The 23,184-nt window shown below is 73.4% G+C and carries 22 protein-coding genes; 13 read left to right on the top strand and 9 right to left on the bottom strand.

Going from position 1 to position 23,184, the window contains the following annotated elements; all coding sequences use genetic code 11:
- The first annotated feature begins 408 nt into the window (after positions 1–408).
- From pstS to pstB, 4 genes are all read left to right on the top strand, one after another.
- Positions 409–1,536, top strand: a complete 1,128-nt coding sequence (gene pstS / locus MUU72_RS15895) for a phosphate ABC transporter substrate-binding protein PstS (protein WP_248013906.1) — start codon at positions 409–411, stop codon at positions 1,534–1,536.
- 95 nt (positions 1,537–1,631) lie between these two features.
- Positions 1,632–2,621: a phosphate ABC transporter permease subunit PstC gene (gene pstC, locus MUU72_RS15890; RefSeq protein WP_248013905.1), complete on the top strand. Its 990-nt coding sequence runs from the start codon at positions 1,632–1,634 to the stop codon at positions 2,619–2,621.
- The gene (pstA, locus tag MUU72_RS15885; RefSeq protein WP_248013904.1) at positions 2,618–3,697 is read left to right on the top strand and encodes a phosphate ABC transporter permease PstA; all 1,080 of its coding nucleotides are present in this window, start codon (positions 2,618–2,620) and stop codon (positions 3,695–3,697) included. Before pstC ends, pstA begins: the two co-directional genes overlap by 4 nt.
- Positions 3,698–3,732: 35 nt before the next feature.
- Positions 3,733–4,509, top strand: a complete 777-nt coding sequence (pstB, locus tag MUU72_RS15880; protein WP_248013903.1) for a phosphate ABC transporter ATP-binding protein PstB — start codon at positions 3,733–3,735, stop codon at positions 4,507–4,509.
- 134 nt (positions 4,510–4,643) lie between these two features.
- Here the strand turns inward: pstB and MUU72_RS15875 are convergent, their stop codons facing one another.
- Together MUU72_RS15875 and MUU72_RS15870 are read right to left on the bottom strand one after the other, a co-directional pair.
- On the bottom strand, positions 4,644–5,642 hold the full coding sequence (locus MUU72_RS15875; RefSeq protein WP_248013902.1) for an inorganic phosphate transporter: 999 nt from the start codon (positions 5,640–5,642) through the stop codon (positions 4,644–4,646).
- Positions 5,643–5,651: 9 nt separating this feature from the next.
- Positions 5,652–6,272, bottom strand: coding sequence for a DUF47 domain-containing protein (locus MUU72_RS15870; RefSeq protein ID WP_248013901.1), 621 nt, complete (start codon positions 6,270–6,272; stop codon positions 5,652–5,654).
- Between the two features lie 203 nt (positions 6,273–6,475).
- Between MUU72_RS15870 and MUU72_RS15865 the strand changes: the two genes are divergently transcribed.
- On the top strand, positions 6,476–6,892 hold the full coding sequence (locus MUU72_RS15865; protein WP_248013900.1) for a metal-sensitive transcriptional regulator: 417 nt from the start codon (positions 6,476–6,478) through the stop codon (positions 6,890–6,892).
- Between the two features lie 30 nt (positions 6,893–6,922).
- On the opposite strand, the gene MUU72_RS15860 is transcribed toward MUU72_RS15865, so the two are convergent.
- Together MUU72_RS15860 and MUU72_RS15855 are read right to left on the bottom strand one after the other, a co-directional pair.
- Entirely contained in the window at positions 6,923–7,135 is a 213-nt protein-coding gene (locus MUU72_RS15860; RefSeq protein WP_372503119.1) for a hypothetical protein, read from the bottom strand.
- A 153-nt stretch (positions 7,136–7,288) separates the two neighbouring features.
- Positions 7,289–8,146: an SCO4651 family lipoprotein gene (locus MUU72_RS15855; RefSeq protein ID WP_248013899.1), complete on the bottom strand. Its 858-nt coding sequence runs from the start codon at positions 8,144–8,146 to the stop codon at positions 7,289–7,291.
- A gap of 171 nt (positions 8,147–8,317) precedes the next feature.
- Between MUU72_RS15855 and MUU72_RS15850 the strand changes: the two genes are divergently transcribed.
- Together MUU72_RS15850 and MUU72_RS15845 are read left to right on the top strand one after the other, a co-directional pair.
- Entirely contained in the window at positions 8,318–8,527 is a 210-nt protein-coding gene (locus tag MUU72_RS15850; RefSeq protein ID WP_248013898.1) for a hypothetical protein, read from the top strand.
- 225 nt (positions 8,528–8,752) lie between these two features.
- A complete protein-coding gene (locus MUU72_RS15845) occupies positions 8,753–10,339 on the top strand; it encodes an FAD-binding oxidoreductase (RefSeq protein ID WP_248013897.1) in 1,587 nt (528 codons plus the stop codon).
- 97 nt (positions 10,340–10,436) lie between these two features.
- Here the strand turns inward: MUU72_RS15845 and MUU72_RS15840 are convergent, their stop codons facing one another.
- Both MUU72_RS15840 and MUU72_RS15835 read right to left on the bottom strand, forming a co-directional pair.
- Positions 10,437–11,162 (bottom strand): phosphatase PAP2 family protein, encoded by a 726-nt coding sequence (locus tag MUU72_RS15840; RefSeq protein WP_248013896.1) that lies wholly within the window; start codon positions 11,160–11,162, stop codon positions 10,437–10,439.
- A gap of 223 nt (positions 11,163–11,385) precedes the next feature.
- Positions 11,386–12,387: a C40 family peptidase gene (locus tag MUU72_RS15835; protein WP_308403825.1), complete on the bottom strand. Its 1,002-nt coding sequence runs from the start codon at positions 12,385–12,387 to the stop codon at positions 11,386–11,388.
- Between the two features lie 389 nt (positions 12,388–12,776).
- Here MUU72_RS15835 and MUU72_RS15830 point away from each other — a divergent pair, with 389 nt between their 5' ends.
- The 6 genes from MUU72_RS15830 to MUU72_RS15805 all read left to right on the top strand — a co-directional run bounded on the left by MUU72_RS15830 (position 12,777) and on the right by MUU72_RS15805 (position 20,618).
- Positions 12,777–13,085 carry a DUF8827 family protein gene (locus MUU72_RS15830; protein ID WP_248013895.1) on the top strand — a complete coding sequence of 103 codons (309 nt, stop codon included), beginning with the start codon at positions 12,777–12,779 and terminating at the stop codon, positions 13,083–13,085.
- 583 nt (positions 13,086–13,668) lie between these two features.
- Positions 13,669–14,523, top strand: coding sequence for a DUF8175 domain-containg protein (locus tag MUU72_RS15825; protein ID WP_248013894.1), 855 nt, complete (start codon positions 13,669–13,671; stop codon positions 14,521–14,523).
- On the top strand, positions 14,513–15,784 hold the full coding sequence (locus tag MUU72_RS15820) for a hypothetical protein (RefSeq protein WP_248013893.1): 1,272 nt from the start codon (positions 14,513–14,515) through the stop codon (positions 15,782–15,784). Before MUU72_RS15825 ends, MUU72_RS15820 begins: the two co-directional genes overlap by 11 nt.
- A complete protein-coding gene (locus MUU72_RS15815) occupies positions 15,781–17,346 on the top strand; it encodes an SCO6880 family protein (RefSeq protein WP_248013892.1) in 1,566 nt (521 codons plus the stop codon). The genes MUU72_RS15820 and MUU72_RS15815 overlap by 4 nt, the downstream gene beginning before the upstream one ends.
- Positions 17,347–17,400: 54 nt before the next feature.
- Positions 17,401–18,894, top strand: a complete 1,494-nt coding sequence (locus tag MUU72_RS15810) for a putative type IV secretion/conjugal transfer ATPase (RefSeq protein WP_248013997.1) — start codon at positions 17,401–17,403, stop codon at positions 18,892–18,894.
- Positions 18,891–20,618, top strand: a complete 1,728-nt coding sequence (locus tag MUU72_RS15805) for a type IV secretory system conjugative DNA transfer family protein (RefSeq protein ID WP_372503118.1) — start codon at positions 18,891–18,893, stop codon at positions 20,616–20,618. Before MUU72_RS15810 ends, MUU72_RS15805 begins: the two co-directional genes overlap by 4 nt.
- A 60-nt stretch (positions 20,619–20,678) precedes the next feature.
- On the opposite strand, the gene MUU72_RS15800 is transcribed toward MUU72_RS15805, so the two are convergent.
- Genes MUU72_RS15800 through MUU72_RS15790 form a run of 3 tightly spaced genes read right to left on the bottom strand, consistent with a single transcriptional unit; the run spans position 20,679 to position 23,087 of the window.
- Positions 20,679–21,530: a thioesterase II family protein gene (locus MUU72_RS15800; protein WP_248013891.1), complete on the bottom strand. Its 852-nt coding sequence runs from the start codon at positions 21,528–21,530 to the stop codon at positions 20,679–20,681.
- Positions 21,520–22,329 carry an SDR family NAD(P)-dependent oxidoreductase gene (locus tag MUU72_RS15795; RefSeq protein ID WP_248013890.1) on the bottom strand — a complete coding sequence of 270 codons (810 nt, stop codon included), beginning with the start codon at positions 22,327–22,329 and terminating at the stop codon, positions 21,520–21,522. The genes MUU72_RS15800 and MUU72_RS15795 overlap by 11 nt, the downstream gene beginning before the upstream one ends.
- Before the next feature lie 11 nt (positions 22,330–22,340).
- Positions 22,341–23,087, bottom strand: coding sequence for a 3-oxoacyl-ACP reductase family protein (locus MUU72_RS15790; RefSeq protein ID WP_248013889.1), 747 nt, complete (start codon positions 23,085–23,087; stop codon positions 22,341–22,343).
- Positions 23,088–23,184 lie beyond the last annotated feature (97 nt).

Genomic DNA, 23,184 nt, shown 5'->3' with positions numbered 1-23,184 from the left:
CCGTACGCCGCGTCCGCCCCGTCCCTCACCCGTGTCCCGAACGCCCTGCCGTGCCCCCTGGCTCCCCACCAGTCACCTCCGGTCGTTCCGCACCGATTCGTGCGCACCTTCGCGCGGATGCTGCCATACCGACCGGTAATGCGACAGGGCGACGGGCCGTTTCGCGGCGGCGAAGAGCGCCCGTCCGCCGGAACCGGGCACTCCCCCGGCGCACGGCCCCGCCTCCGCCGCCCCACAGCCGACGGCCGAGGTTCACCGTGCGTTCACTCCGCTCCATCGGCCGCTTCACCTGATCTGCCTAATTTCGGCCGTACCGAGTGCGCGGAACGCCGGAACGAGCCGGCACCGCCATCCCGTCACCCGCCGCACGCCGAGGAACGGCGCGCGCCCAGGAAGGAACTCTCGACAGTGAAGCTTCAGCGCAAGAACCGGGTTCGCGCCCTCGCCGTTGGCGCTCTCGCCGTCTCCGGTGCCCTGGCCCTTTCCGCGTGCGGCTCCGACAACACCAGCGGTGGCAGCGGCGGCGCCGGAAGCTCCGCGAAGGCCGCCAACATCAAGTGCGACGGCAAGGGCAAGCTGCTCGCCTCCGGTTCGTCGGCGCAGAAGAACGCCATGGACGTCTGGGTGCAGAGCTACGCGGGCGCCTGCCAGGGCACCGAGATCAACTACCAGCCCACCGGCTCCGGCGCCGGCGTCACCACCTTCCTCCAGGGCCAGACCGCCTTCGCGGGCTCCGACTCGGCGCTCAAGCCGGAGGAGATCACCAAGTCCAAGACGGTCTGCAAGGGCGGCCAGGCGATCGACCTGCCGATGGTCGGCGGCCCGATCGCGGTCGGCTACAACGTCCCCGGCGTGGACAGCCTGGTCCTCGACGCGCCCACGCTGGCCAAGATCTTCGACTCCCAGATCACCAACTGGAACGACGCCGCGATCAAGAAGCTCAACCCGGGCGCCAAGCTGCCCGACCTGAAGATCCAGGCGTTCCACCGCTCCGACGACTCCGGCACCACCGACAACTTCACCAAGTACCTCAAGGCGGCCTCCGGCGGCGCCTGGAAGCACGAGCCGGCCAAGAAGTGGGAGGGCACCGGCGGGCAGGCGGCGTCCGGTTCGGCCGGCGTCTCCTCGCAGGTCAAGCAGACCGCCGGCGCGATCTCCTACTTCGAGCTGTCCTACGCCACCTCCGGCAAGATCCCGACGGTCAAGATCGACACGGGTGCCCAGGCCCCGGTCGAGGCCACCGTCGACAACGCCTCCAAGGCGATCGCCGAGGCCCAGCCGGCCGGCCAGGGCAACGACCTGGCGCTGAAGCTGAACTACACCACCAAGGCCGCGGGCGCGTACCCGATCACCCTGGTCACGTACGAGATCGCCTGCGACAAGGGCAACAAGGCCGAGACCCTGCCGGCCACCAAGTCCTTCCTCACCTACATCTCCGGCAAGGACGGCCAGGACGCCCTGAAGGCCCTCGGCTACGCCCCCCTCCCCACCGAGATCGCCGACAAGGTCCGCAAGACCGTCGCCACGCTCTCCTGACCCGCCGGCGGCGGCCCCGGTCCGGCACCGGGGCCGCCGCCCATCCGGTGCACCGCCGCGCAGGAGCCCCGCTCGCTCCGCAGACCGGAGAAACCATGGACTTCACGACCTCGATATCCGACACACCCCCGCCACCGGCGACCCGATCGGTCTCCGGCAAGGCGGTCCGCCCCGGCGACCGGATCTTCCTCGGCCTCTCCCGGGGCTCCGGGATCATCCTCCTGGTGGTCATGGCCGCGATCGCGGCCTTCCTCACCTACCGCTCGGTGCTCGCCATCTCCGGCGACCGGGCCAACTTCCTCACCACCCTGGACTGGAACGCCACCGGCACCGAGCCGAAGTTCGGCATCGCGGTGCTGGCCTTCGGTACCGTCGTCAGCTCGGTCATCGCGATGCTCATCGCGGTCCCGGTCGCGGTCGGCATCGCGCTGTTCATCTCGCACTACGCGCCCCGGAAGCTGGCCTCGCCGCTGGGCTACGTCATCGACCTGCTGGCCGCCGTCCCCAGCATCGTCTACGGCCTGTGGGGCGCGCTCTTCCTCGTCCCGCACCTCGGCGGCCTCTACGGCTGGCTGAACGACTACCTCGGCTGGACCGGGATCCTCAGCTACGGCGGCGGGGCCGCCCGCTCGCTGTTCACCGTCGGGATCCTGCTGGCGATCATGGTGCTGCCGATCGTGACCAGCGTCAGCCGGGAGGTCTTCCTCCAGGTGCCGCGGATGCACGAGGAGGCGGCGCTGGCGCTCGGCGCCACCCGCTGGGAGGTGATCCGGATGTCGGTGCTGCCCTTCGGCCGCTCCGGCGTCATCAGCGCCTCCATGCTCGGCCTGGGCCGGGCGCTGGGCGAGACGATGGCGGTCGCCACGGTCCTCTCCCCGAACTTCCTGATCGGCGCCAGCCTGCTGGACCCGGGCGGCGGCACCTTCGCCCAGAACATCGCCAGCAAGTTCAGCGAGGCCGACACCTTCGGCCAGGACGCCCTGATCGCCTCCGGTCTCGTCCTCTTCGTGATCACCCTGCTCGTCAACGGCGCGGCCCGGCTCATCATCGCCCGCCGCAAGGAGTACTCGGGGGCCAACTCATGAGCGTCGCCACCAGCCACCGCCACCGCAAGGTCACCGAGCCCCGGACCCCGCTGGCGCTGAAGCAGTCGCGGCTCCCCCGCTGGGCGCTGCCGGCGCTGGCCGCCGCCGCCCTCGCGGCCGGCTGCGGCACCGGCCTGGCCGCCGGCCTGGACTCCACCGTCCAGTGGGGCCTGATCGCCGCGCTGCTCTTCGTCGCCGGGACGTTCGCGCTGACCGCGGCCGTCGAGGGCGTCCGGCAGGCCAAGGACCGGCTCGCCACCAGCGTCGTGTGGATCGCCTTCCTGCTCGCGGTGGTCCCGCTCGCCTCGCTGCTGTGGGAGACCGTGGCCCGCGGCAGCAAGGTCCTGGACGGCTACTTCCTGTCCCACTCGATGGGCACCCTGCCGGACGCGATGCCCGGCGGCGGCGTCTACCACGCGATCATCGGCACCCTGGAGCAGGTCGGCCTGGCGACCCTGATCGCCGCCCCGCTCGGCCTGCTGACCGCGATCTACCTCGTCGAGTACGGCCGCGGCCGGCTCGCCCGGACCGTCACCTTCTTCGTCGACGTGATGACCGGCATCCCCTCCATCGTCGCCGGCCTCTTCGTCCTGTCGGTGTGGATCCTGATCCTCGGCTTCGGCCCGTCCGGCTTCGCCGGCGCGATGGCGCTGGCGATCCTGATGATGCCGGTGGTGGTCCGCTCCACCGAGGAGATGCTCAAGCTCGTCCCCAACGAGCTGCGCGAGGCGTCGCTGGCCCTCGGCGTGCCGAAGTGGCGCACCATCCTCCGGATCGTCCTGCCCACCTCGCTCGGCGGCATCACCACCGGCGTGATGCTGGCCATCGCCCGGATCACCGGCGAGACCGCCCCGGTGCTGCTGCTGGTCTGGGGCGCCAAGACGATCAACAACAACCCCTTCGACGGCGCCCAGCAGTCCCTGCCGCTCTACGTCTTCCAGCAGTGGCAGCAGGGCTCCGACGCCTCCTACGACCGGGCCTGGGCCGCGGCACTCGTGCTGATCGCCTTCGTCATGGTCCTGAACCTGGTCGCCCGCGGCATCGCCCGCTGGAAGGCCCCCAAGGCCGGCCGCTGACCGCCCGCGGCCGACAGAAAGAAGCAGTGATCCCCATGGCCAAGCGAATCGACGTCAGCGGCCTGAACGCGTACTACGGCGCCCACAAGGCCATCGACGACATCTCCATGAGCATCGAGCCGCGCTCGGTGACCGCCTTCATCGGCCCGTCCGGCTGCGGCAAGTCCACGTTCCTGCGCACCCTGAACCGCATGCACGAGGTCACCCCCGGCGGCCGCGTCGACGGCAAGGTGCTGCTGGACGACGAGGACCTCTACGGCCCCGGCGTCGACCCGGTCGCGGTCCGCCGCACCGTCGGCATGGTCTTCCAGCGCCCGAACCCGTTCCCCACCATGTCGATCTTCGACAACGTCGCGGCCGGCCTGCGGCTCAACGGCAGCCACAAGAAGAGCCGGCTCAAGGACGTCGTCGAGAAGTCGCTGCGCGGCGCGAACCTCTGGAACGAGGTCAAGGACCGGCTGAACAAGCCCGGCTCCGGCCTCTCCGGCGGCCAGCAGCAGCGGCTGTGCATCGCCCGCGCCATCGCCGTCGAACCGCAGGTGCTGCTGATGGACGAGCCGTGCTCGGCGCTCGACCCGATCTCCACCCTCGCCATCGAGGACCTGATCGGGGAGCTGAAGGAGCGCTTCACGATCGTCATCGTCACCCACAACATGCAGCAGGCCGCGCGGGTCTCGGACCGCACCGCGTTCTTCAACCTCGCGGCGGTCGGCAAGCCCGGCAAGCTGATCGAGATCGACGAGACCGAGCGGATCTTCTCCAACCCGTCGGTCCAGGCCACCGAGGACTACATCTCCGGCCGCTTCGGCTAGGGGCCGCGCACGATCCCGGCGGCCGCTCCCGGTGTCCTGCGGTGCTGCATGGCGGTGCCACCGCAGGACGAAGGGCCCGCCCCCGCAACCCGGGGGCGGGCCCTTTCACCGTCGTGCGCGCCGGCTTCCGGCCGTCAGCCGAAGGCCAGCTTGATCAGCCAGAACGCCAGGGCGGCGACCAGCGCGGCGGCCGGCATGGTGATGAACCAGCCCATCACGATGTTCTTGGCGACGCCCCAGCGCACCGCGCGCGGCCGCTTGGTCGAGCCGACGCCCATGATCGAGGCGGTGATCACGTGGGTGGTGGAGATCGGCGCGTGGAAGAGGAACGACGCCACGTACATCACCGAGGCCGAGGTGGTCTCGGCGGCGAAGCCCTGCGGCGGGTCCAGTTCGATGATCCGCCGGCCCAGCGTCCGCATGATCCGCCAGCCGCCCGCGTACGTACCGAGCGACATGGTGATCGCGCAGGCCAGCTTCACCCACAGCGGAATGGCGTCGTCGGCCTTCTCGACGTCCGCGATGACCAGGGCCATCACCACGACGCCCATGGTCTTCTGGGCGTCCTGGAGGCCGTGCCCGAGCGCCATGCCCGCCGCGGAGACGGTCTGGGCTATGCGGAATCCCCGCTTCGCCTTGTGCGGATTGGCCTTCCGGAACAGCCAGAGGATGGCGACCATGACGAGGTAGCCGAGCACCAGCCCGATGACGGGCGAGATGAACATCGGCAGGACGACCTTCCCCACCACCCCGGACCAGATCACCTGCGTCCCGCCGGCCAGCGCCGCGCCGACCATGCCGCCGAACAGCGCGTGCGAGGACGACGACGGCAGCCCGAAGTACCAGGTGACGAGGTTCCAGACGACCGCGCCGAGCAGGGCGGCGAAGAGGATGCCCATCCCCTTGTCGCCGTGCGGGGTCGCGATCAGCCCCTCGCTGACCGTCTTGGCCACGCCGCTGCCGAGGAAGGCGCCGGCGAGGTTCATCACGGCCGCCATCGCCAGCGCGGCGCGCGGGGTCAGCGCCCGCGTCGAGACCGAGGTCGCGATCGCGTTCGCCGAGTCGTGGAAACCGTTGGTGTAGGTGAAACCGAGCGCGACCCCAATGGTCACGATGAGCGCGACAGTGTCCATGGCCGGCGCTCAGGACTCCTTGACCGCGATGGTCTCGACGGTGTTGGCGACGTGCTCGAAGGCGTCCGCCGCCTCCTCCAGGATGTCCACGATCTGCTTGAGCTTGAGCACCTCGATGGCGTCGTACTTGCCGTTGAACAGGTGCGCCAGCAGCTTCCGGTGGATCTGGTCGGCCTGGTTCTCCAGGCGGTTGACCTCGATCCAGTACTCGGTGAGGTTGGCCATCGTGCGGAGGTTCGGCATCGCCTCGGCGGTCAGCTCGGCCGCCCGCGCCAGCACCTCGATCTGCTGCTCGATGCCCTTCGGCAGCTCCTCGATCTTGTAGAGGACGACCAGGTCGACGGCCTCCTCCATGAAGTCCATGATGTCGTCGAGCGACGAGGCGAGGGCGTAGATGTCCTCGCGGTCGAACGGCGTGATGAACGAGGAGTTCAGCTGGTGGAAGATCGCGTGGGTCGCGTCGTCCCCGGCGTGCTCCGCCGCCCGCATGCGTTCGGCGATCTCGGCCCGTGCGGAGGCGTCCGCCCCGAGCAGTTCCATCAGGAGTTTGGAGCCGGTGACGATGTTGTCGGCAGACGCCGCGAACATGTCGTAGAAGCTCGTCTCCCTGGGGGTCAGACGAAAGCGCACGTGAAATCCTCGGGGTACATCGGATTCGGTCGAGTTGATGCTAGGCGCATCATCCGGCCACAGCTAACCCGGCTAACCGGCATTCCTTCAGTGTCGCCCATCGGGCAGCATGCTCTGCACGGGGTACCGCGAGTGCCCGCCACTTTCGGTACGATATACCCGCCGGGGGTATACGGATCGCCTCAATACCACGGGAGATGGCCATGACGACCACGGATGCGGACACCGGCGGCACCACCGCGGCCGCCGCGGCCTGCCACGGCCCGCGGCCGGAGACCGGCGCCCCCGGCGAGGCCGGCGCTGTGACCGATACCGCTGCGGAGAATCCGGCGCCGGGCGCCCACGGCTACGCCAAGCAAAAGGACGCGCACATCAAGCGACTGCGCCGGATCGAGGGCCAGATCCGCGGCCTCCAGCGGATGCTGGAGGAGGACGTCTACTGCATCGACATACTCACCCAGGTCTCGGCCAGCACCAAGGGCCTCCAGTCCTTCGGCCTCCAGCTGCTGGAGGAGCACCTGCGGCACTGCGTGGCGGACGCCGCCGCCAAGGGGCCGGACGCGATCGACGCCAAGGTCCAGGAGGCGACCAAGGCCATCGAGCGGATGCTCCGCAGCTGACACCGGGCGCCGGTCGCCGGGCCCGGCCGGTCAGGACGGATCCGCCGGCTCCCCGCCGGCCCCGTCCCCCCGGCCCTCCCGCCGGTCCCCGCACGGTGCCCCGGTGACGTGCAGCAGCTCGTCGATCCGGTCCGTGCTGAGCCGGTCCTCGCTCGCCGCCGCCGCGATCATCAGCTCCCCGGTGAGGTCGATCTCGGCGAGCGCCACCTGGTCCTGGAGCGCCGGTTGGCGATGGGCGGCCACGTCCGACACCTCCTCCTTCGAACGCCTCCCCACGCCGCGTGGTTAACGCCAGGGTAGGGACGGGCGCCCGCCGCGCACATGGCACGGAAGGACCATTTCCGCGCCGGGGCGCCGCCGCCGCGCACCCGGACCGCCCGGCCCGCGCCGGCGCACTCAGGTGGGCGGGGCGGCGATCTTCCCGGTGTAGAGGGACTCCCGCGCCGGCAGCCGCACCGCCACCGGCGTCCCGAACCCGTACAGCTCGGTCGTGGAGGTCACCGACGCGCCCTGGGGACGGCCGTTGGCGAACCGGAACCGCTCGCGGACCTTGCGCAGCCGCCCGGCGTCGTCCAGATACGCGTCGAACGGCACCACCCCGGTGGTGAACCCTTTTTCCGCCGCCACCAGCGCGGGGCCGGTCCGCGCCGTCGCCGCCCGGGCGGCCACCGCCAGGTCCGTCGTCCCCCGGTAGTGCCGCACCACCACCCCGCGCAGCCGCTCCTCCCCCTGGAACGTCACCTGCCGGGCCCCGCGGAGGAGTTCGGCGGCGGCCAGCGGATCGGTGGCGCCGCCGGTGACGAGATTGCCGTCCGGCAGCGCCGCGGTGTCCACCCGCACCCACTTGCCGGCCGGCACCCCCGCCCCGCGGTTCTTCATGAACAGCGCACCGGGCGCGAGGATTTCGGTGATCGGCTGGTCGCCGCCGCTGGGCCGGCCCGTCAGATCCGGCAGCACCACCCGCAACTGCCCGGTGCCGGCCGCGAAGTCGTAGCCCCCGGTGCCCCGGATCGCGACCCGGGTGCCGCCGCTGACCGTCTCCATCACCGTGCGCACCTTCGCGGTGCCGGCCCGCAGCAGCGCGTCGGCGCTGCGCCGCAGTTCCACCGCGGCCGCCGCCCGCCCGGGCGCCGCCTGGTCGTCCGCCGCCGCGCCGTCCGGCGAACAGCCCGTCGCCAGCAGTCCCGCCATCAGCCCCGTCCCGCACGCCACGGCCGCGGCGACCGCGCCGCCTCGCCTGTCCTGCACCACCATGCGTACGAGCCCCCTCGGCCGCTGTGCTCGGGACCGCCTGGGCCGGCCGGTCCGCTCGGGACGGTCACACGGCCCGCCGCCGGCTCGTCCGACGGGGCGTCGACCGATCCGTTCAACGACCGCACCGGAGCCTCGTCACGCAACGCCACCTGGGGCGCGTAGCGTGGCCCGGTGCCCGAAGACGACCCGCACCGCACCTTCACCACCGAGCGTGGTTCCTTCTGCCTGGCCCGCTGCGCCTGCGGCTGGACCGGGATGGCCCGCCGGGCGCGCTCGCAGGCGCGCACCGACGCCGAACGCCATCTGACCGCCGCCCGGGGCGCCCCGGGCACCACTTCCGGCACCGCTGACGGCACCGCCGCGGACCGCCCCGTGGAATGACGCCGTCCGTTCCGGGAACCCCGCACCCCCCGCGCCGCATCTGGAGAGTGAGGGCCACAACAGCATCGCGGGGCAACGGACTTCACCCGCGGCACCGGGCGACACGGGGGACGGGGCGCACCCGGCCGGACCGCCCGCGCTCCGGGGCCCCGCACGCCCCGGCGGCCGGTCCGACACCGCCGGCCGGGGCCCGGACCGTACGACACCCAAGGGGGAACCATCCCAGTGAAGCGGCGCACACTCCTGACGGCCGGCGGCGGACTCGCGGCCACCTCCCTGGCCTGGGCCACCGGCTGCGACGGCGCCTCGGGGGGCGCCGCCGCACGCGCCGGCGGTTCCGCCCCGGCCGGCGCCATGACCTCCGCGGCCGCCGCCCGGAGCACGGCCGGCCAGGCGGCCTGGACCGCGCTGGGCAAGGGCCTGGACGGCGCTCTGATACGCCCCTCCGACGCCGCCTACGCCACCGCCCGCCGGCTCTACAACACCCGTTTCGACGGCCTGAAGCCGTCCGCCGTCGCCTACGTCCGCCACCCCGGCGACATCGCCGAGTGCCTGGCCTTCGCCCGCCGCTACGACGCCCCGGTCGCCATCCGCAGCGGCGGCCACTCCTACGCCGGCTTCTCCAGCGGCAACGGCAAGCTCGTCATCGACGTCTCCGCGCTGAACAAGGTCGGCGCGCCGTCCGGCGGCATCACCCGGATCGGCGCCGGCGCCAAACTCATCGACGTCTACGAGGGGCTGGCCCCGCACGGCGTCACGCTCCCGGGCGGGTCCTGCCCCACCGTCGGGATATCCGGCCTGACCCTCGGCGGCGGCCACGGCGTGGTCTCCCGGGCGTACGGGCTGACCTGCGACAGCCTGGTCGGCGCCACCGTCGTCACGGCCGACGGCAAGACCGTCGACTGCGACGCCGGCCACCACCCGGACCTGTTCTGGGCGCTGCGCGGCGCCGGCAACGGCAACTTCGGCGTGGTCACCGAGCTCCGCTTCCGCACCCACCCGGCGCCGCGCGCCGTGATGGCGTACCTGACCTGGCCGTGGGCGAAGGCGGCGGCGGTGCTGGGGTCCTGGCAGCAGTGGGGCCCGGACCAGGCCGACGAGATATGGTCCACCGCGCACTTCGACGCCCGCCCGGGCGGCACCCCGGGCGTCTCCGTCGCGGCGTTCTCCCTGGGCGGCTACCGCGAGCTCCAGAACGCCGTGGACCGGCTCGCCGACCAACCCGGCGGCCCCGGCCCGGCCAGCCGCGTCAAGCTCACCCCGACCGGCTACCTGGACGCCATGGAGGCGTACGCGGGCTGCTCGGCCAAGTCCACCGCGCAGTGCCACATGCCGGGCACGCTGCCGGGCCACACCGGATCCGGCACCCTGGGCCGGGAGACCTACGCGGCCCGCTCGCACTTCTTCGACCGCTCGCTGTCCCCGGCCGGTATCCAGACCCTGCTGGCGCAGATCGAGACCGGCGGCCGCAAGGGCGTCACCGGCAACGTGGCGCTGACCGCGCTGGGCGGCGCCATCAACCGCGTGGGCACCGGCGCCACCGCGTTCGTCCACCGCCGGTCCCGGTTCCTCGCGCAGTACCTGGCGTCCTGGCCGGCCGGCGGCTCCGGCGCCGCCCGCACCGCGTGGCTGGACTCCTTCCACGGCGCGATGCGCCGCCACTCCTCGGGCGCGGCGTACCAGAACTACACCGACGCGGCGCTGACCGACTGGAAGTCGGCCTACTACGGTGCGGCCGCCGCCCGCCTGGACCAGGTCAAGCGGACCTACGACCCGCAGCGGCTGTTCAGCACCTTCGCCCAGGCCCTGTGACGCGGCGTGCCGGGCCGGGCGCCTGACGCCCGCCCGGGAACGCCGAGGGCCCGGCTCCCCGTCGGGAGCCGGGCCCTGGCCTGTGCGTCCGCGGCTGTCAGGCCGCCAGGTCCTTGTCCCGTTCGGCATGGTGACGCAGCGCCGGCTCGGCGGCCACCACCGGGCCGTGCTCCGGGCCGCGGCCGCCCGCCGCGGGCTCCGCGCCGCGGCCCGGGGCCTGCACCAGCCACCGCAGCGGCGACCGGCCGACCGCCGTCATCAGCGGCACCAGCGCCGCCTGCGCGAGCGGCGCCAGCAGCAGCGCCACGGCCGTCCCCAGGGCGAACCCGCCGATCACGTCGGTCGGGTAGTGGACGCCCATGTAGACCCGGCAGAACCCTTCGAGCAGCGCCAGTCCGATCCCGATCAGGCCGTAGCGGCGGTGCGCGAGGAAGAGGCCGACGCCGACCGCCATGGTGAGCGTGGCGTGGTCGCTGACGAAGGAGAAGTCGCTCTTCCCGGGGATCAGCACCGCCAGCCCCGCGTGGTCCTTGAACGGCCGGGGCCGCTCGACGAACCCGCGGATCGGGATGTTGGCCAGCAGCGCCAGCCCGGCGGCCAGCGGCGCCCACACCGGCCCGGCGACCGCGGCCGGGCCGTCCGGCCGCCGGCGGGCGGTCCACCAGGCGATCAGGCACAGCACTCCGAGGGCGGCGACGATGCCGTACTCACCGATGAACTCCATCGCGTGGTTCACCCACCGCGGGGCGTCCTTCGCGAGGCCGTTGATGCCGTCGAGTACGTCGACGTCGGGGTTCGGCCCCTCGAGTGCGAGTCCAGCCATCTGCGGTGGCCCCTTGTCTTCCGCGCGCGCGAGCGCCGTCGTGTGCTGCCTGCCCCCGTTGCCGATCCGTGTGGTCGCCGAGCGTGTACCGCCGTGAGCGCGGGCGCTGCCGTGTCCCCACGCCAGGGGAACGCGCCGCCCACCCCCGGCGTTCCACTCTCCACGGGATGATCACCAGGACGTTATCGAAGCTTGACCCGTCCTCGCAGTTCAGGACTTATGTTCACCCGCCGTTCCCGGAGGGGAGCGCTTTCGCGCCATCGGACGTCACCCGCGTGGCGCCGATGTAGTCCGGCGTATCGATCTTGTCGAACCGGATCACCGCCCCCGTGTAGGGCGCGTTGATCATGTAGCCGCCGCCCACGTAGATCCCCACGTGGTGGATGGAGCGCGGGTCGTTCAGGTCGTAGGCGAAGAACACCAGATCGCCGGGGAGCAGCTCGTTCCGCTTGGGGTGCGGGCCGGCGTTCCACTGGTCGTTGGCGACCCGGGGCAGCTCGATGCCCACCGAGTGGTACGCGGCCTTGGTCAGCCCGGAGCAGTCGAACCGGCCGCCCTGGTCGGCCGTGCCGTTGCCGCCCCACAGATAGGGCGTGCCGAGCTTGCCCTGGGCGTAGTAGATGGCCGCCGCGGCCTGCCGGGAGGGCGCCACCGGGGCGGTCGGCGCCGCGAAGCTCTTGGCCAGCGTGGTGATGGTCTTGACGTAATTCTGGGTCTCGCGGTACGGGGGGACGCCGTGGTATTGGATGACCCGGTACGCGCCCGCGTTGTACGCCGCGAGCATGTTGGCGGTGGCGTCGCCCGGCGCGCCCTTGACGTAGCGGGCCAGTTCGCAGTCGTACGAGGCGGCCGACGGAATGGCGTCCTCCGGGTCCCAGATGTCCTTCGTGCCGTCGCCGTTGCCGTCGATGCCGTGGGTCGCCCAGGTGCCGGGGATGAACTGCGCTATCCCGCGGGCGTCCGCCGGGCTCTGCGCGCGGGCGTTCCAGCCGCTCTCCTGGTAGAGCTGGGCCGCCAGCAGCGCCGGGCTGATCTCCGGGCAGAGCGTGCCCCACTTCTGCACCAGCGACTGGTAGGCGGCCGGCACCGCGCCCTTGGCCAGCCCGACCGCCCGGCCGGCCGCCCCGAGCCCGGCCGCCGCCCCGTACGTCCCGATCACAAGCAGCCCGACCAGGCAGAGCATCAGCCCCGCCCCGAGCCCGCCGGCCACCCAGAATTTCCGCACGCCCCAACCCTCCCCTATTCAGGCGCGGTTCACAGCCCTTTCTTCGGCCTCCGCGCGCGTTGCCGCCGCACCGCGGCGCACGGGACGGCGCAGGGGGCGCTTCGAACGGTGTGCGATTCCCGTCACATCCGCGCCCCGCCCCGGGCCGGGCCGCCCGCGCCGCCCCGGCAGTCATTGCTCAGCGTTATCCCCCGTGATACACACGGTGAGACAATGGGGTCCGGCGGACGGCGGGCGGCGCCACGCACCCGGCGCGCCCACCGGATCCGCCGAAGAAAGCCGCCGAGTCGACATCCGATGGCGTCTTCGTCGGAGAAGATAGAGACTGACGGTGCCGTGCGGTGCGGCGCGTTCCGGCAACTTCCCATAAAGGGGCGGTGAGTTCACACATGTACATTGCGGCCGAAAAGGGCGACATCACCACCATCATCGGCGGAATCGCCCCGGACTGGGGCCCGTTCGGCAGCCTGGGCAACGAGGCCCGTGTGATGGTCGAGGTCATCATGGCGGTGGCGATCCTGCTCTGCCTCGGCATCGCCATCTGGGGCGCCGCCAAGCAGCGGATCGGCGCGACCGCGCTCCGCGACACCTTCAGCGCCGAGCAGGGCAAGGGCCTGATCGTGGCCGGCCTCACCGGCGTCTTCATCATCGGCTCCCTGGGCACCCTGTTCACCATCGTCTACGGGATGGCCGTCTAGGGCCGGCCCGCACCGGGCCCGCCCGCGCGAGCCCCGTCCGGCGGCCGGCACCCCGGCCGCCGGACGCTCCGCGGTGCCGCGGGCGGCACCACCCCCCGCGCCCTGCCCGCCGCCCCGCCCGCCACCCCCGCGCACCCCGGCATCCGCCCGTCCCGGTGCCGCCCCCCGTGCGCCCCCGCCCGGCCCCGTGCCGCCGTCCCGTGCCCTGCCGTACGCCCCTTCGCCCCCCTCCCCGCCCGAGGCCCCATGCTGACGCCCCCTCACCCCGTTCCGCGGGGCCCTGCGCCGCGCCCTGACCACGCCCGCCACCAGCGGGCCGATTGGGCTGCCCGCGGCGCGGGGACAGGTGGTTCCGACAGCCCCGCAGGCCGCGGCGGGCGCACGGTGGACCAGGGAACATACCGCCCGAAGTCCCCCATTCGCCTCTGCCGCCCAGCAACTGAGGAACCGTCACGGTGAGATGTACTCGTACCACTTCACCCGAGCCGCCGCCCGCGCGGCTACGGTCATATGAAGGCGGCACACCAACGGCACGGACGGCGAGGGCGGCAGCGGCGATGGCGGCTAAGGGGGCACAGGCGCGATGAGTATCGGCGACGACGGGGGCTACGGCGACGGCCGCGGCTCCGGCACGGGCCAGACCCGGACCAGACTTCCCGACGGCGAGAGCGACACCTACGGCGCGCCCCGCCGCGCCCGGACCGGCCTGTCCAGCCGCAACCTCGTCACGGTGGTCGGCGTGGTCGTGCTGCTGATCGCGGCCATCGCGTTCGCCAACCGCGGCGGCAGCGGCAACAGCGAGACCGGCGCGGACTCCGCCGGCACCGCCAAGGACCCCGCGGCGGCCCGCCCCACGGCCCCCACCGGCACCAAGCCGGTCACCGGCAGCACCGCCGGCATCGCCTCCGGCTTCCCGCAGACCGAGCAGGGGGCGCAGTCGGCGGCGGCTAATTATGTGGTGGCGCTGAACAGCGACGGGATGTACAACGCCGCCCGGCGCCAGGAGATCGTGAACGCGGTCTACGCCCCGTCCGTCGCGGCCGCGCGCAGGAGCGAACTGGACAAGGCGTACGGCAATGCGGCCTTCCTGGCGCGGATCGGCCTCAAGCCGGACGGCACCGCGCCCCAGGGCATGACCTTCGTCTCCCGTGCCACTCCCGCCGGCACGAAGACCGAGTCGTTCAAGGACGGCACGGCCAAGGTCTCGGTCTGGTATTCCGCGCTCTTCGGCCTCGCGGGGACGACCTCGCAGAAGCCGGTCACCGAGAGCTGGTACACCACCACGTTCGACATGGCCTGGCAGGGCGGGGACTGGAAGGTCACCCGGTTCACGCAGAAGAACGGGCCCGCCCCCATCGGGCGGGACCAAGCGGCAGCGTCGGCGGAGGACATGGCCAAGGCCGTGCAAGGCTACGGAGGTTTCACCTATGCCCGGTAAGCCCGAGCACCGCCGTGTGTTCTCGGTCGCCGCCGCTCTGGCGGGCGTGCAGGCCCTTGCCGTCCTGCTGGCGACGCGGGCGGTGGCCGCGCCCCCGGACCCCTGCGACGGCTTCAGCGGCCCTGCGCTGCAGGACTGCCAGCAGCAGGGCCGGACCGGAGGGGGCTCGCTGCCCGGCAACCCCCTCGACAACAACCCCCTCGACCCCCTCGGGTCGCTGGCCAAGGGTTGCGCCAAAGCCGCTGCCTGGATTGTCGATAAATTGTCGGAGGCGGTGAAGGCGACGTCGCAGGTGGACTTCACCAATGCGGCGTTCCTGCGGCAGTACGCGGTGGTGTTCGCCGCGTCCACGGTGCTGACGCTGGTGCTGTGGCTGCTCGCCGTCGCCAAGCGGGCGGTGCGCGGGGTGCGGCTGACGGAGGCGATCAGCGAGGCGATCGGGTTCCTCTGGCTGACCGTGCTGGCGTCCGCGTTCACCCCGCTGATCCTCTACACGGTGGTGTCGGCGACCGACGGGGTCACCGAGATCATCGCGAAGGGGACGGGGGCCCAGACCGACACGTTCTTCGGGGCGTTCTCGCAGGCGCTGACCAAGGGGTCGGACATCGGCGGCGGCCCGATCATGCTGATCGTGGTGTCGCTGGTGTCCGTGCTGGCCGCCGGTGTGCTGTGGCTGGAGCTGGTGATCCGGGCCGCGCTGCTGTACGTCGGGGCGCTGCTGGGCACGGTGGTCTACGCCGGGCTGGTCGACAAGAACATGTGGGGGCACGTCCGCCGCTGGGCGGGGATCATGATCGCGGTGATCCTGGTCAAACCGGTGATCGTCATCGTGCTGGGGGTCGCCGGCGCGCTGTCCGGGGACAAGGGCCCGAACGCGTTCTCCGCGGTGGTGTCCGGTCTGGCCATCATCATCCTGGCGATCTTCGCCAGCGCGGTGATCTACCGCTTCGTCCCCGGCTTCGGCGACGAGATGATCTCGGCGCGGACGAGCAAGGGGCGGGCCACCGACGGCAGCCAGGCGGCCGCCATGATCTCCTCGCCGGCGGCGCTGGTCTCGCAGGGCATCAAGACGCACAGTTCCCGCCGGTCGGGCGGCGACGGCGGCGGCGCGCAGGGCGGTCCGTCCCGGCCGGCCGACGCGGTGGCCGGCGGTGTCGCCGCCCACGGCTCCCGCGGGACCCCGGCGGCCCCGGCCCCCCGCACGAACCCCGGTACCGGCGGCGCCCGCACCGGCAAGGCACCAGGAGGTGACGGGCGTTGAGCACGCCGTCCCAGCCGATCGCACCGCGGCGCACGTATCTGATCGGCCGCGCCCGGCCGAACGCCGTCATCGGCAAGAACCGGGAGACCGGCGAGGTCGCACTGATCATCGCCGGGGCGTTCCTGGGGATGATGTGCGGGCTGCTGGTGCCCTCGCTGCCGCTGCGGATCGCCTCCCTGACCGGCTTCCCGATGCTGGGGCTGGCCATGGTGTACGTGCCGTACAAGGGGCGGACGTACTACAAGTGGTTCGAGATCCGGCGGAGTTTCCGGCGTACGGTGCGCAAGGGAGGGGCGGTGTACCGCTCCGGGGCCATGGAAGCCGGCGTACGGCTGGACGGGAGGGAAGTGGAGATCGGGCCTCCGCCCGGGATCGGGCGGATCAACTGGCTGTCGGCGCCGTTCGGGCCGGACGAGATCGCGGTGCTGCTGCACGCGGACCGGCGCACGGTGACCGCGGCGATCGAGATCGAGGGGCCGGGCGTCGGGCTGCGGGACAGCGAGGACCAGGAGGCGCTGGTCGACCGGTTCGGCACGCTGCTCAAGCACGTCGCCAACGGCGACGGGTTCGTCACGCGGCTCCAGATGCTGGCGCGGACGCTGCCCGCCGACCCGGACGCGCACGCCAAGGACGTCGCCCAGCGCGGCGACGCGGGCGCGCCGCAGTGGCTGCGGGACTCCTACGACCAGCTCCAGTCGATGGTGTCCACCTCCTCCGAGCAGCACCGGGCCTATCTGGTCGCGTGCATGCACTACACCCGGGAGCTGGCCGCCGAGGCGGTCACCATGGCGCGGGCGGCGGCCGCCCAGCGCGGCGGGCTGCTGCGCCGGAAGCTGGACCGGGACGCCGGGCTGGCGGTGGTGATGGCCCGTGAGCTGACGGACATCTGCGCCCGGCTGACGGAGGCGGACATCCGGGTGCGGCAGCCCCTGGGGCAGGCCCGGCTGGCGTCGCTGGTGCACTCGATGTACGACCCGGACCACCCGATCGACCACATCCAGGCGATGAGCAAGCGCAACGCCTGGCCGGCCGAGCTGGACGCGACCGAGCCGACGTACCTCCAGGCCAAGACGCGGGAGTCGTCGACCCGGGCGCCGTGGTGCCACGCCACCGCCTGGGTGAAGGAGTGGCCGCTGACCCCGGTGGGCGTCAACTTCCTGGCGCCGCTGCTGGTGCACACCCCGGACGTGATCCGCACGGTCGCGGTCTGCATGGACCTGGAGCCCACCGAGGTGGCCATCGAGCGGATGCTGACGGAGAAGACCAACGACGACGCGGAGGCGAGCCGGGCCGCGAAGATGAACCGGGTCGTGGACCCGCGGGACGTCGCGCACCACGGGCGGGTGGACCAGCGCGGCGAGGACCTGGCGTCCGGCGCGGCCGGCGTCAACCTCGTCGGGTACCTCACGGTCTCGTCCCGTTCCCCGGAGGCGCTGGCCCGCGACAAGCGGACCATCCGCGCCTCGGCGGGCAAGTCCTACCTCAAGCTGGAGTGGTGCGACCGGGAGCACCACCGGGCGTTCGTGAACACCCTGCCGTTCGCGACCGGTATCCGCCGCTAGCCCGGTATCCGCCGCACGCCGCGAAAAGCCCTGGGAGGCGCGTACGTCATGGCCATGTTCGATCCGCTCGGTGCCCTCACCGAAGCCTTCACCAGCTTCCTGTTCGGGAAGGTGGAGACGACACGGCTGCCCGTACGCACCTCCACCGGCCAGGCACAGGCGGTCTACCTGCCGACCGCGGCGCCGGGGCTGGGCGACTCGGGCGTGATCATCGGGCGGGAGGTGTACTCCGGCAAGGGGTACATCTACGACCCGTTCCAGCTGTACGGCCAGCAGCTGCCGGCGCCGCACTGGCTGGTCCTCGGCGAGTCCGGCAACGGCAAGTCGGCGCTGGAGAAGACGTACGTCCTGCGCCAGCTGCGGTTCCGGGACCGGCAGGTGGTGGTGCTGGACGCGCAGGGCGAGGACGGCGTCGGCGAGTGGAACCTCATCGCGCAGGAGCTGGGGATAACGCCCATCCGGCTGGACCCGGCGGCCGCCCTGAACGGCGGGATCCGGCTCAATCCGCTCGACCCGTCGATCACCACCACCGGCCAGCTGGCCCTGCTGCGGACCATCATCGAGGTGGCCATGGGGCACGGCCTGGACGAGCGTTCCGGCTTCGCGCTGAAGGTCGCGCACGCGGCGGTGACCGGCCAGTACGCGGACGGGGAGCCGGACGGTGCGCGGGAGGAGGCGGCGGACGGCGGGTCCGGCGGCGGGGCGGCCCGGCGCGGGCGGCAGCCGGTGCTCTCCGACATCGTCGAGCAGCTGCGGCACCCCGAGCCGGCGTCGGCGGAGGCGATGAACGTCGACATAGACGATGTCCGCGCCTGGGGCCTGGACGTGGCGCTGGTGCTGGACCGGCTGGTCGACGGCGACCTGCGCGGGATGTTCGACGGGCCGACCACGGCCGGTATCGACCTGGACGCGCCGCTGATCGTCTTCGACCTGTCGCACATCGACCGGAACTCCATCGCCATGCCGATCCTGATGGCGATCGTCGGCGTCTGGCTGGAGCACACCTGGATCCGCCCGGACCGCAAGAAGCGGATCTTCCTGGTCGAGGAAGCCTGGCACATCATCAACTCGCCGTTCGTGGCGCAGCTGTTCCAGCGGCTGCTGAAGTTCGGGCGGCGGCTGGGCCTGTCGTTCGTGGCCGTCGTCCACCACCTCAGCGACGTGGTGGACGGGGCGGCCGCCCGGGAGGCCGCGGCGATCCTGAAGATGGCGTCCACCCGGACCATCTACGCCCAGAAGGCCGACGAGGCGCGCGCCACCGGGCAGGTGCTGGGGCTGCCGCGCTGGGCGGTGGAGATCATTCCGACGCTGACCCCGGGCATCGCCGTCTGGGACGTCAACGGCAACGTCCAGGTCGTCAAGCACCTCATCACCGAGGCCGAGCGCCCGCTGGTCTACACCGACCGGGCGATGACCGAGTCGGCGTCCCTGCCGACGGACGAGGCCCGGTCGCTGGCGCTGGCGGCGGACGCCGAGGCGGAGGCCCGGGCCGAGGCCATCGCGATGGAACGGCAGTTGCGCAACGAGTCGAGCGAGACGGTGGCGTGAGGCGCGGATACGACGAGGACGGGTACGGGCCCGGCTACGGTCCGGGGCACGGCGGCGGCTACGGGCGCGGGGCCGGCCCCGGGGACGGGCGCCCCAGGGGCCGGGGCATCCCCGACGCCCTGCTGGTGGGCCTGATCGGCTTCCTGCTCGGGCTGACCGTGGTGGTGTGGACGGCGACCGGCCTGGCCGGGCTGTTCGCGCACGGGGCCTGGCCGTCGGGGGTGACGTACACCGGGACGCCGCTGGCGCTGCGGCACCTGGTGTCCGCGCCGCACGACATCGCGGCGGCCTGGCCGGACACGCCGAAGGCCGAACTGCCCGGTTACGGGCTGTTCTGGGGCCTGTTCGTGGGGCAGCTGATGGTGCTGCTGGTGCTGACGATCTTCGTGCTGGGCACGGTCGCGCGCTACCGGGCCGTCCGGGCGACCCGCCGGGACCGGCGCCGGGCGGAGGCCGCCGCGGCGCGGGCGGCGCGTCCCGGTCCGGCGGCGGAGGCTGCGGTTCCGGCGCCGGCTGCCGGGGCGGCGGTGGCGGAGCCGGTGGCGGCGCAGCGCGCGGGGGCGGCGGCCGCCCCGGGCGGCACGGCGCAGGCCGCGGCCCCGGCTGCCCCACCTGCCCCGGCCGTTCCGTCTGTTGCCGCCGCTCCGGCTGTCCCGGCCGCCCCGCAGGCCGCGGCGGAAGCGGCCCCGCCGCCCGTCCCCGCCCCCTCCCCCGTCCCGGTCGGGCCCGCCGCCGCGGTCCCGCCCGTCCCGCCCGCCGAGGCCGCCGGGGCCGCCGGGGAGGACGACGCGGCGCTGCCCCGCGTGCGGTTCGGCAGCGAGCGGGCCGGCCACCGTGCCGCCGCGCTGGCCGCGGCCGCCGCCGCCCCCGGTCCGCTGGTCCTCGCCACCACCGACCCGTCCCTGTGGGCCGAGACCAAGGACGCCCGCGCCAAACTGGGCCCGGTGCTGGCCTACGACCCCACGCACCGCCTGGACACCCCGGCCCGGCTGCGCTGGTCGCCGACGGCCGGGTGCGAGGAGATCGGGACGGCCGCGGCCCGGGCCGCCGCGCTGCTGGCGCCGGTGCGGCCGGCCAGCGCCCTGGACTCGGCGGTCGCGGACGCCGCGCAGACCCTGCTGCGCTGCTGGCTGCACGCCGCCGCGCTGGACGGCCGCCCGTTCCGCCAGCTGCACCGCTGGGCGCACGCCGCGGGCGCCGCGCAGGAACCGGTCCGGATCCTGCGCACCAGCGCCAAGGCGTCGCCGGGGCAGGCCGGGGAGCTGGAGTCGGTGCTCACCGCGTACACCGAACGGCGGGAGCTGGCCAAGGAGCTGGTGGGCCGGGCGCTGACCGCGCTGTCCTCGGTCCACATCCGGGACGCCAGCACGCCGCTCCGCGCGGATTCGCTCGGCCTCGAATCATTCGCGGCCGAGGGGGGAACGCTCTACGTGGTGGGCGAGTCCATCGAGGACCCGCGCACCGACCCGGGTGCGATGCCGCTGGTCACCGCACTCCTCTCGCACGTGGTCGAGCACGGCCGCCGCATGGCCGAACGGTCATCCGCCGGCCGGCTCGACCCACCACTCACCCTCGTCCTGGACGACATCGCCGCGCTCGCCCCGCTGCCCGGCCTGCCGGCGCTGCTGGCGACGGGCCGGGAGCGCGGGCTGCTGACCCTGGCGACGATGCGCTCCCGGGAGCAGGCCCGCGCCCGCTGGCCGCAGGGCTTCCCCCCGGCCTGACGCCCGTACGCCGCCCCGGCGCCCCGGCTCCGGCCCGGCGCGGCCCGGCCCGGCGACCGGTCAGCCGGCCGCCGCCAGGGCCGCCGCGGCCCCGGCCGGCCGCGGCGGGGGCGCGACCAGGTGGCCGGCCAGCTCGGCCCAGTGCGCGGTCAGGTAGAAGTGGTCGCCGCCGGGCACGACGCGCAGCCGGAAGCCGCCGCCGGTGTGGTCCCGCCAGGCGGCCACGTCCCCCACGGGCACCAGCGGGTCCCGGTCGCCGGTGACCGCGGTGACCGGCGCGGCCAGCGGCGGTCCCGGCCGGTGCCGGTAGGTCTCCACGGCCGCGTAGTCGCTGCGGACCACCGGCAGCGCCAGGGCCAGGATGTCCGGGTTGGCCAGCAGGCGGGCGTCGGTGCCGCTGGTGCGCCGCAGCTCCGCGATCACCCCGGCGTCGTCCCGCAGGTGGACCGTGCCGCCGGGCACCCGGGACGGCGCCCAGGCGCTGGAGACGACCAGGTGCACGGGGCCGGTGCCGGCCCGTTCCAGCAGGCGGGCCACCTCGTAGGCGACCAGGGCGCCCATGCTGTGCCCGAGCAGGACCAGCGGCCGGTCGGTGAGCGCGGCCACCGCCCCGAAGGCGCCGGCCGCCAGCTCCCGGAGGTCCTCCACCCGGGACTCCCGGATCCGGTCGTTCCGGCCCGGGTACTGGACGGCCAGCACCTCGTACGGGCTCGGGCCGGCGGTGCGGGCGGCGACCGCGGTGGCCAGCGGCCGGTAGGCGCCGGCGCCGCCGCCCGCGTGCGGGAAGCAGACGATCCGCGCGGCCGCGGCCCCGGGGTGCGCCGGGCCGGGGCGCAGCCGGCGCAGCCAGGGATCCGGTGCGCGGGCCGGCCGGGGCCGCGGGAGGAGGGCCGCCGGTGCGTCACATCCCACGGGTGTAGCCCCCGTCGACGGTGAGCGACTGGGCCGTGACGGCCGCCGCCCGGTCGGACACCAGGAAGCCGATCAGCTCGGCCGCCTCCCGGGCCTCCACCAGCCGCCGCAGCGGGATGGACTTGCGGGCCTGGCGCAGCATCCGTGCCGGGTCGGCGCCGATCTCCTCCGCCGAGGCGGCGATCTCGCGGCGCAGCATCGGGGTGTCGATCCAGCCCGGCAGCACGGCGTTGACGGTGATGCCGCGGGACGCCAGGTCCAGGGCGAGGCCCTTGGTGTAGCCGATCAGGCCGTGCTTGGAGGCGCAGTAGGCGGTGTTGCGCATCTTGCCGGCCTTGCCGAGGATCGACGAGACGTTGACGATCCGGCCGTGGTCGGTGAGGTGTTCCAGGCAGGCGGCGGTGACCGCGAAGGTGCCGTGCAGGTTGATGTCCAGCACCCGCAGCCAGGTCTCCTCGTCGTCCGGGCCGTTCTCGTCCGCGACCCCGGCGTTGTTGACCAGGATGTGCAGCGGCCCGGCGGCGCGCAGCGCGGTGCGCAGGGCGCCGCGCACGGCGTCCCGTTCGCGCAGGTCGACGGCGAGCGGGACGGTCTCGGCGCCCAGGTCGCCGGTCTCCTTGGTGACGGCCTGGAGCCGGTCGGCGTCCCGGTCGAGCAGGATCAGCCGGGCGGCGCCGGCCCGGGCCAGCAGCAGGGCCGTCTCGCGGCCGATGCCCTGGGCGGCGCCGGTGACCACCGCGGTCCGGCCGGCGAGTTCGCCCGCCGCGGGGGCCGGTGCGGGGGTGTCGAGTGCGTTCATGGCCGGCCCCTTCACGCCATCTTCAGGCCGCCGTCGACGTGCAGTACCTCGCCCGTGGTGTAGGTGTTGCGCGGGCCTGCGAGGTACGCCACGGCGTCGGCGATCGTCTCGGGTTCGGCGTACTTCTTCAGCAGCAGGCGGCTCATGATCTCGTCCTCGCCGTGGCTGCGGATGGTCTCGGTCATGTCGGTGGTGATCACGCCGGGGGCGACCGCGTTGACGAGGATGCCGCGCGGGGCCAGCTCGACCGCCATGGCCTTGGTGAACGCCTCCAGACCGCCCTTGGCGGCCGCGTAGTTGGACTGCCCGCGGCCCGGCTTGGAGGCGGCGGAGGAGGAGATGTTGACGATCCGGCCGTAGCGCTGCCGCAGCATGGCGGGCGCGACGGCCCGGACGGTGAGCATCGGGCCGACGAGGTTGGTGCGCAGCACGTCCTCGATGTCCGCCAGGCTCTGGTTGACCAGCAGCTCGTCGCGGGTGATCCCGGCGTTGTTGACCAGGACGTCGATGCGTCCGAAGGCGGCGCGGACGGCGGTCACCAGGGCCTGCGGCACCTCGGGGTCGGAGATGTCGCCCTGGTACAGCTCGACCTTCCGGCCCAGCTTGCCGATCTGCTCGGCGACCTGCTCGGCCTCCGCGGTCGCGCTGCGGTAGGTGAGCGCGATATCGCACCCCTCCTCCGCCAGTTTGAGGGCGATGGCGCGGCCGATGCCCCGGCTGCCGCCGGTCACCAGTGCCACCTGGCCTGCGAATTCCATGACGCTGTGGGTCCTCTCGGGGGGAGTCGTGGTGCGGGGCGGTGCGGTGGGGGCCGGGCGCCGCCCGCGGCGGGGCTGCGACGGGTCGCGGGCGGCG

Origin of the sequence: Streptomyces rhizoryzae (genome assembly GCF_023155275.1) — a bacterium.
Classification (GTDB): Bacteria; Actinomycetota; Actinomycetes; order Streptomycetales; family Streptomycetaceae; genus Streptomyces; species Streptomyces rhizoryzae.
This window is presented reverse-complemented; position numbering and strand designations above follow the sequence as displayed.

Bases quoted from the DNA above. Each gene is read 5' to 3' on its own strand.
- MUU72_RS15830 (WP_248013895.1), top strand. From the start codon at position 12,777: ATGTACATTGCGGCCGAAAAGGGCGACATCACCACCATCATCGGCGGA.
- MUU72_RS15810 (WP_248013997.1), top strand. From the start codon at position 17,401: ATGTTCGATCCGCTCGGTGCCCTCACCGAAGCCTTCACCAGCTTCCTG.
- MUU72_RS15820 (WP_248013893.1), top strand. From the start codon at position 14,513: ATGCCCGGTAAGCCCGAGCACCGCCGTGTGTTCTCGGTCGCCGCCGCT.
- pstC (WP_248013905.1), top strand. From the start codon at position 1,632: ATGGACTTCACGACCTCGATATCCGACACACCCCCGCCACCGGCGACC.
- MUU72_RS15865 (WP_248013900.1), top strand. From the start codon at position 6,476: ATGACGACCACGGATGCGGACACCGGCGGCACCACCGCGGCCGCCGCG.
- MUU72_RS15795 (WP_248013890.1), bottom strand. From the start codon at position 22,329: ATGAACGCACTCGACACCCCCGCACCGGCCCCCGCGGCGGGCGAACTC.
- MUU72_RS15875 (WP_248013902.1), bottom strand. From the start codon at position 5,642: ATGGACACTGTCGCGCTCATCGTGACCATTGGGGTCGCGCTCGGTTTC.
- pstA (WP_248013904.1), top strand. From the start codon at position 2,618: ATGAGCGTCGCCACCAGCCACCGCCACCGCAAGGTCACCGAGCCCCGG.
- MUU72_RS15825 (WP_248013894.1), top strand. From the start codon at position 13,669: ATGAGTATCGGCGACGACGGGGGCTACGGCGACGGCCGCGGCTCCGGC.
- MUU72_RS15790 (WP_248013889.1), bottom strand. From the start codon at position 23,087: ATGGAATTCGCAGGCCAGGTGGCACTGGTGACCGGCGGCAGCCGGGGC.
- MUU72_RS15855 (WP_248013899.1), bottom strand. From the start codon at position 8,146: ATGGTGGTGCAGGACAGGCGAGGCGGCGCGGTCGCCGCGGCCGTGGCG.
- pstB (WP_248013903.1), top strand. From the start codon at position 3,733: ATGGCCAAGCGAATCGACGTCAGCGGCCTGAACGCGTACTACGGCGCC.
- MUU72_RS15840 (WP_248013896.1), bottom strand. From the start codon at position 11,162: ATGGCTGGACTCGCACTCGAGGGGCCGAACCCCGACGTCGACGTACTC.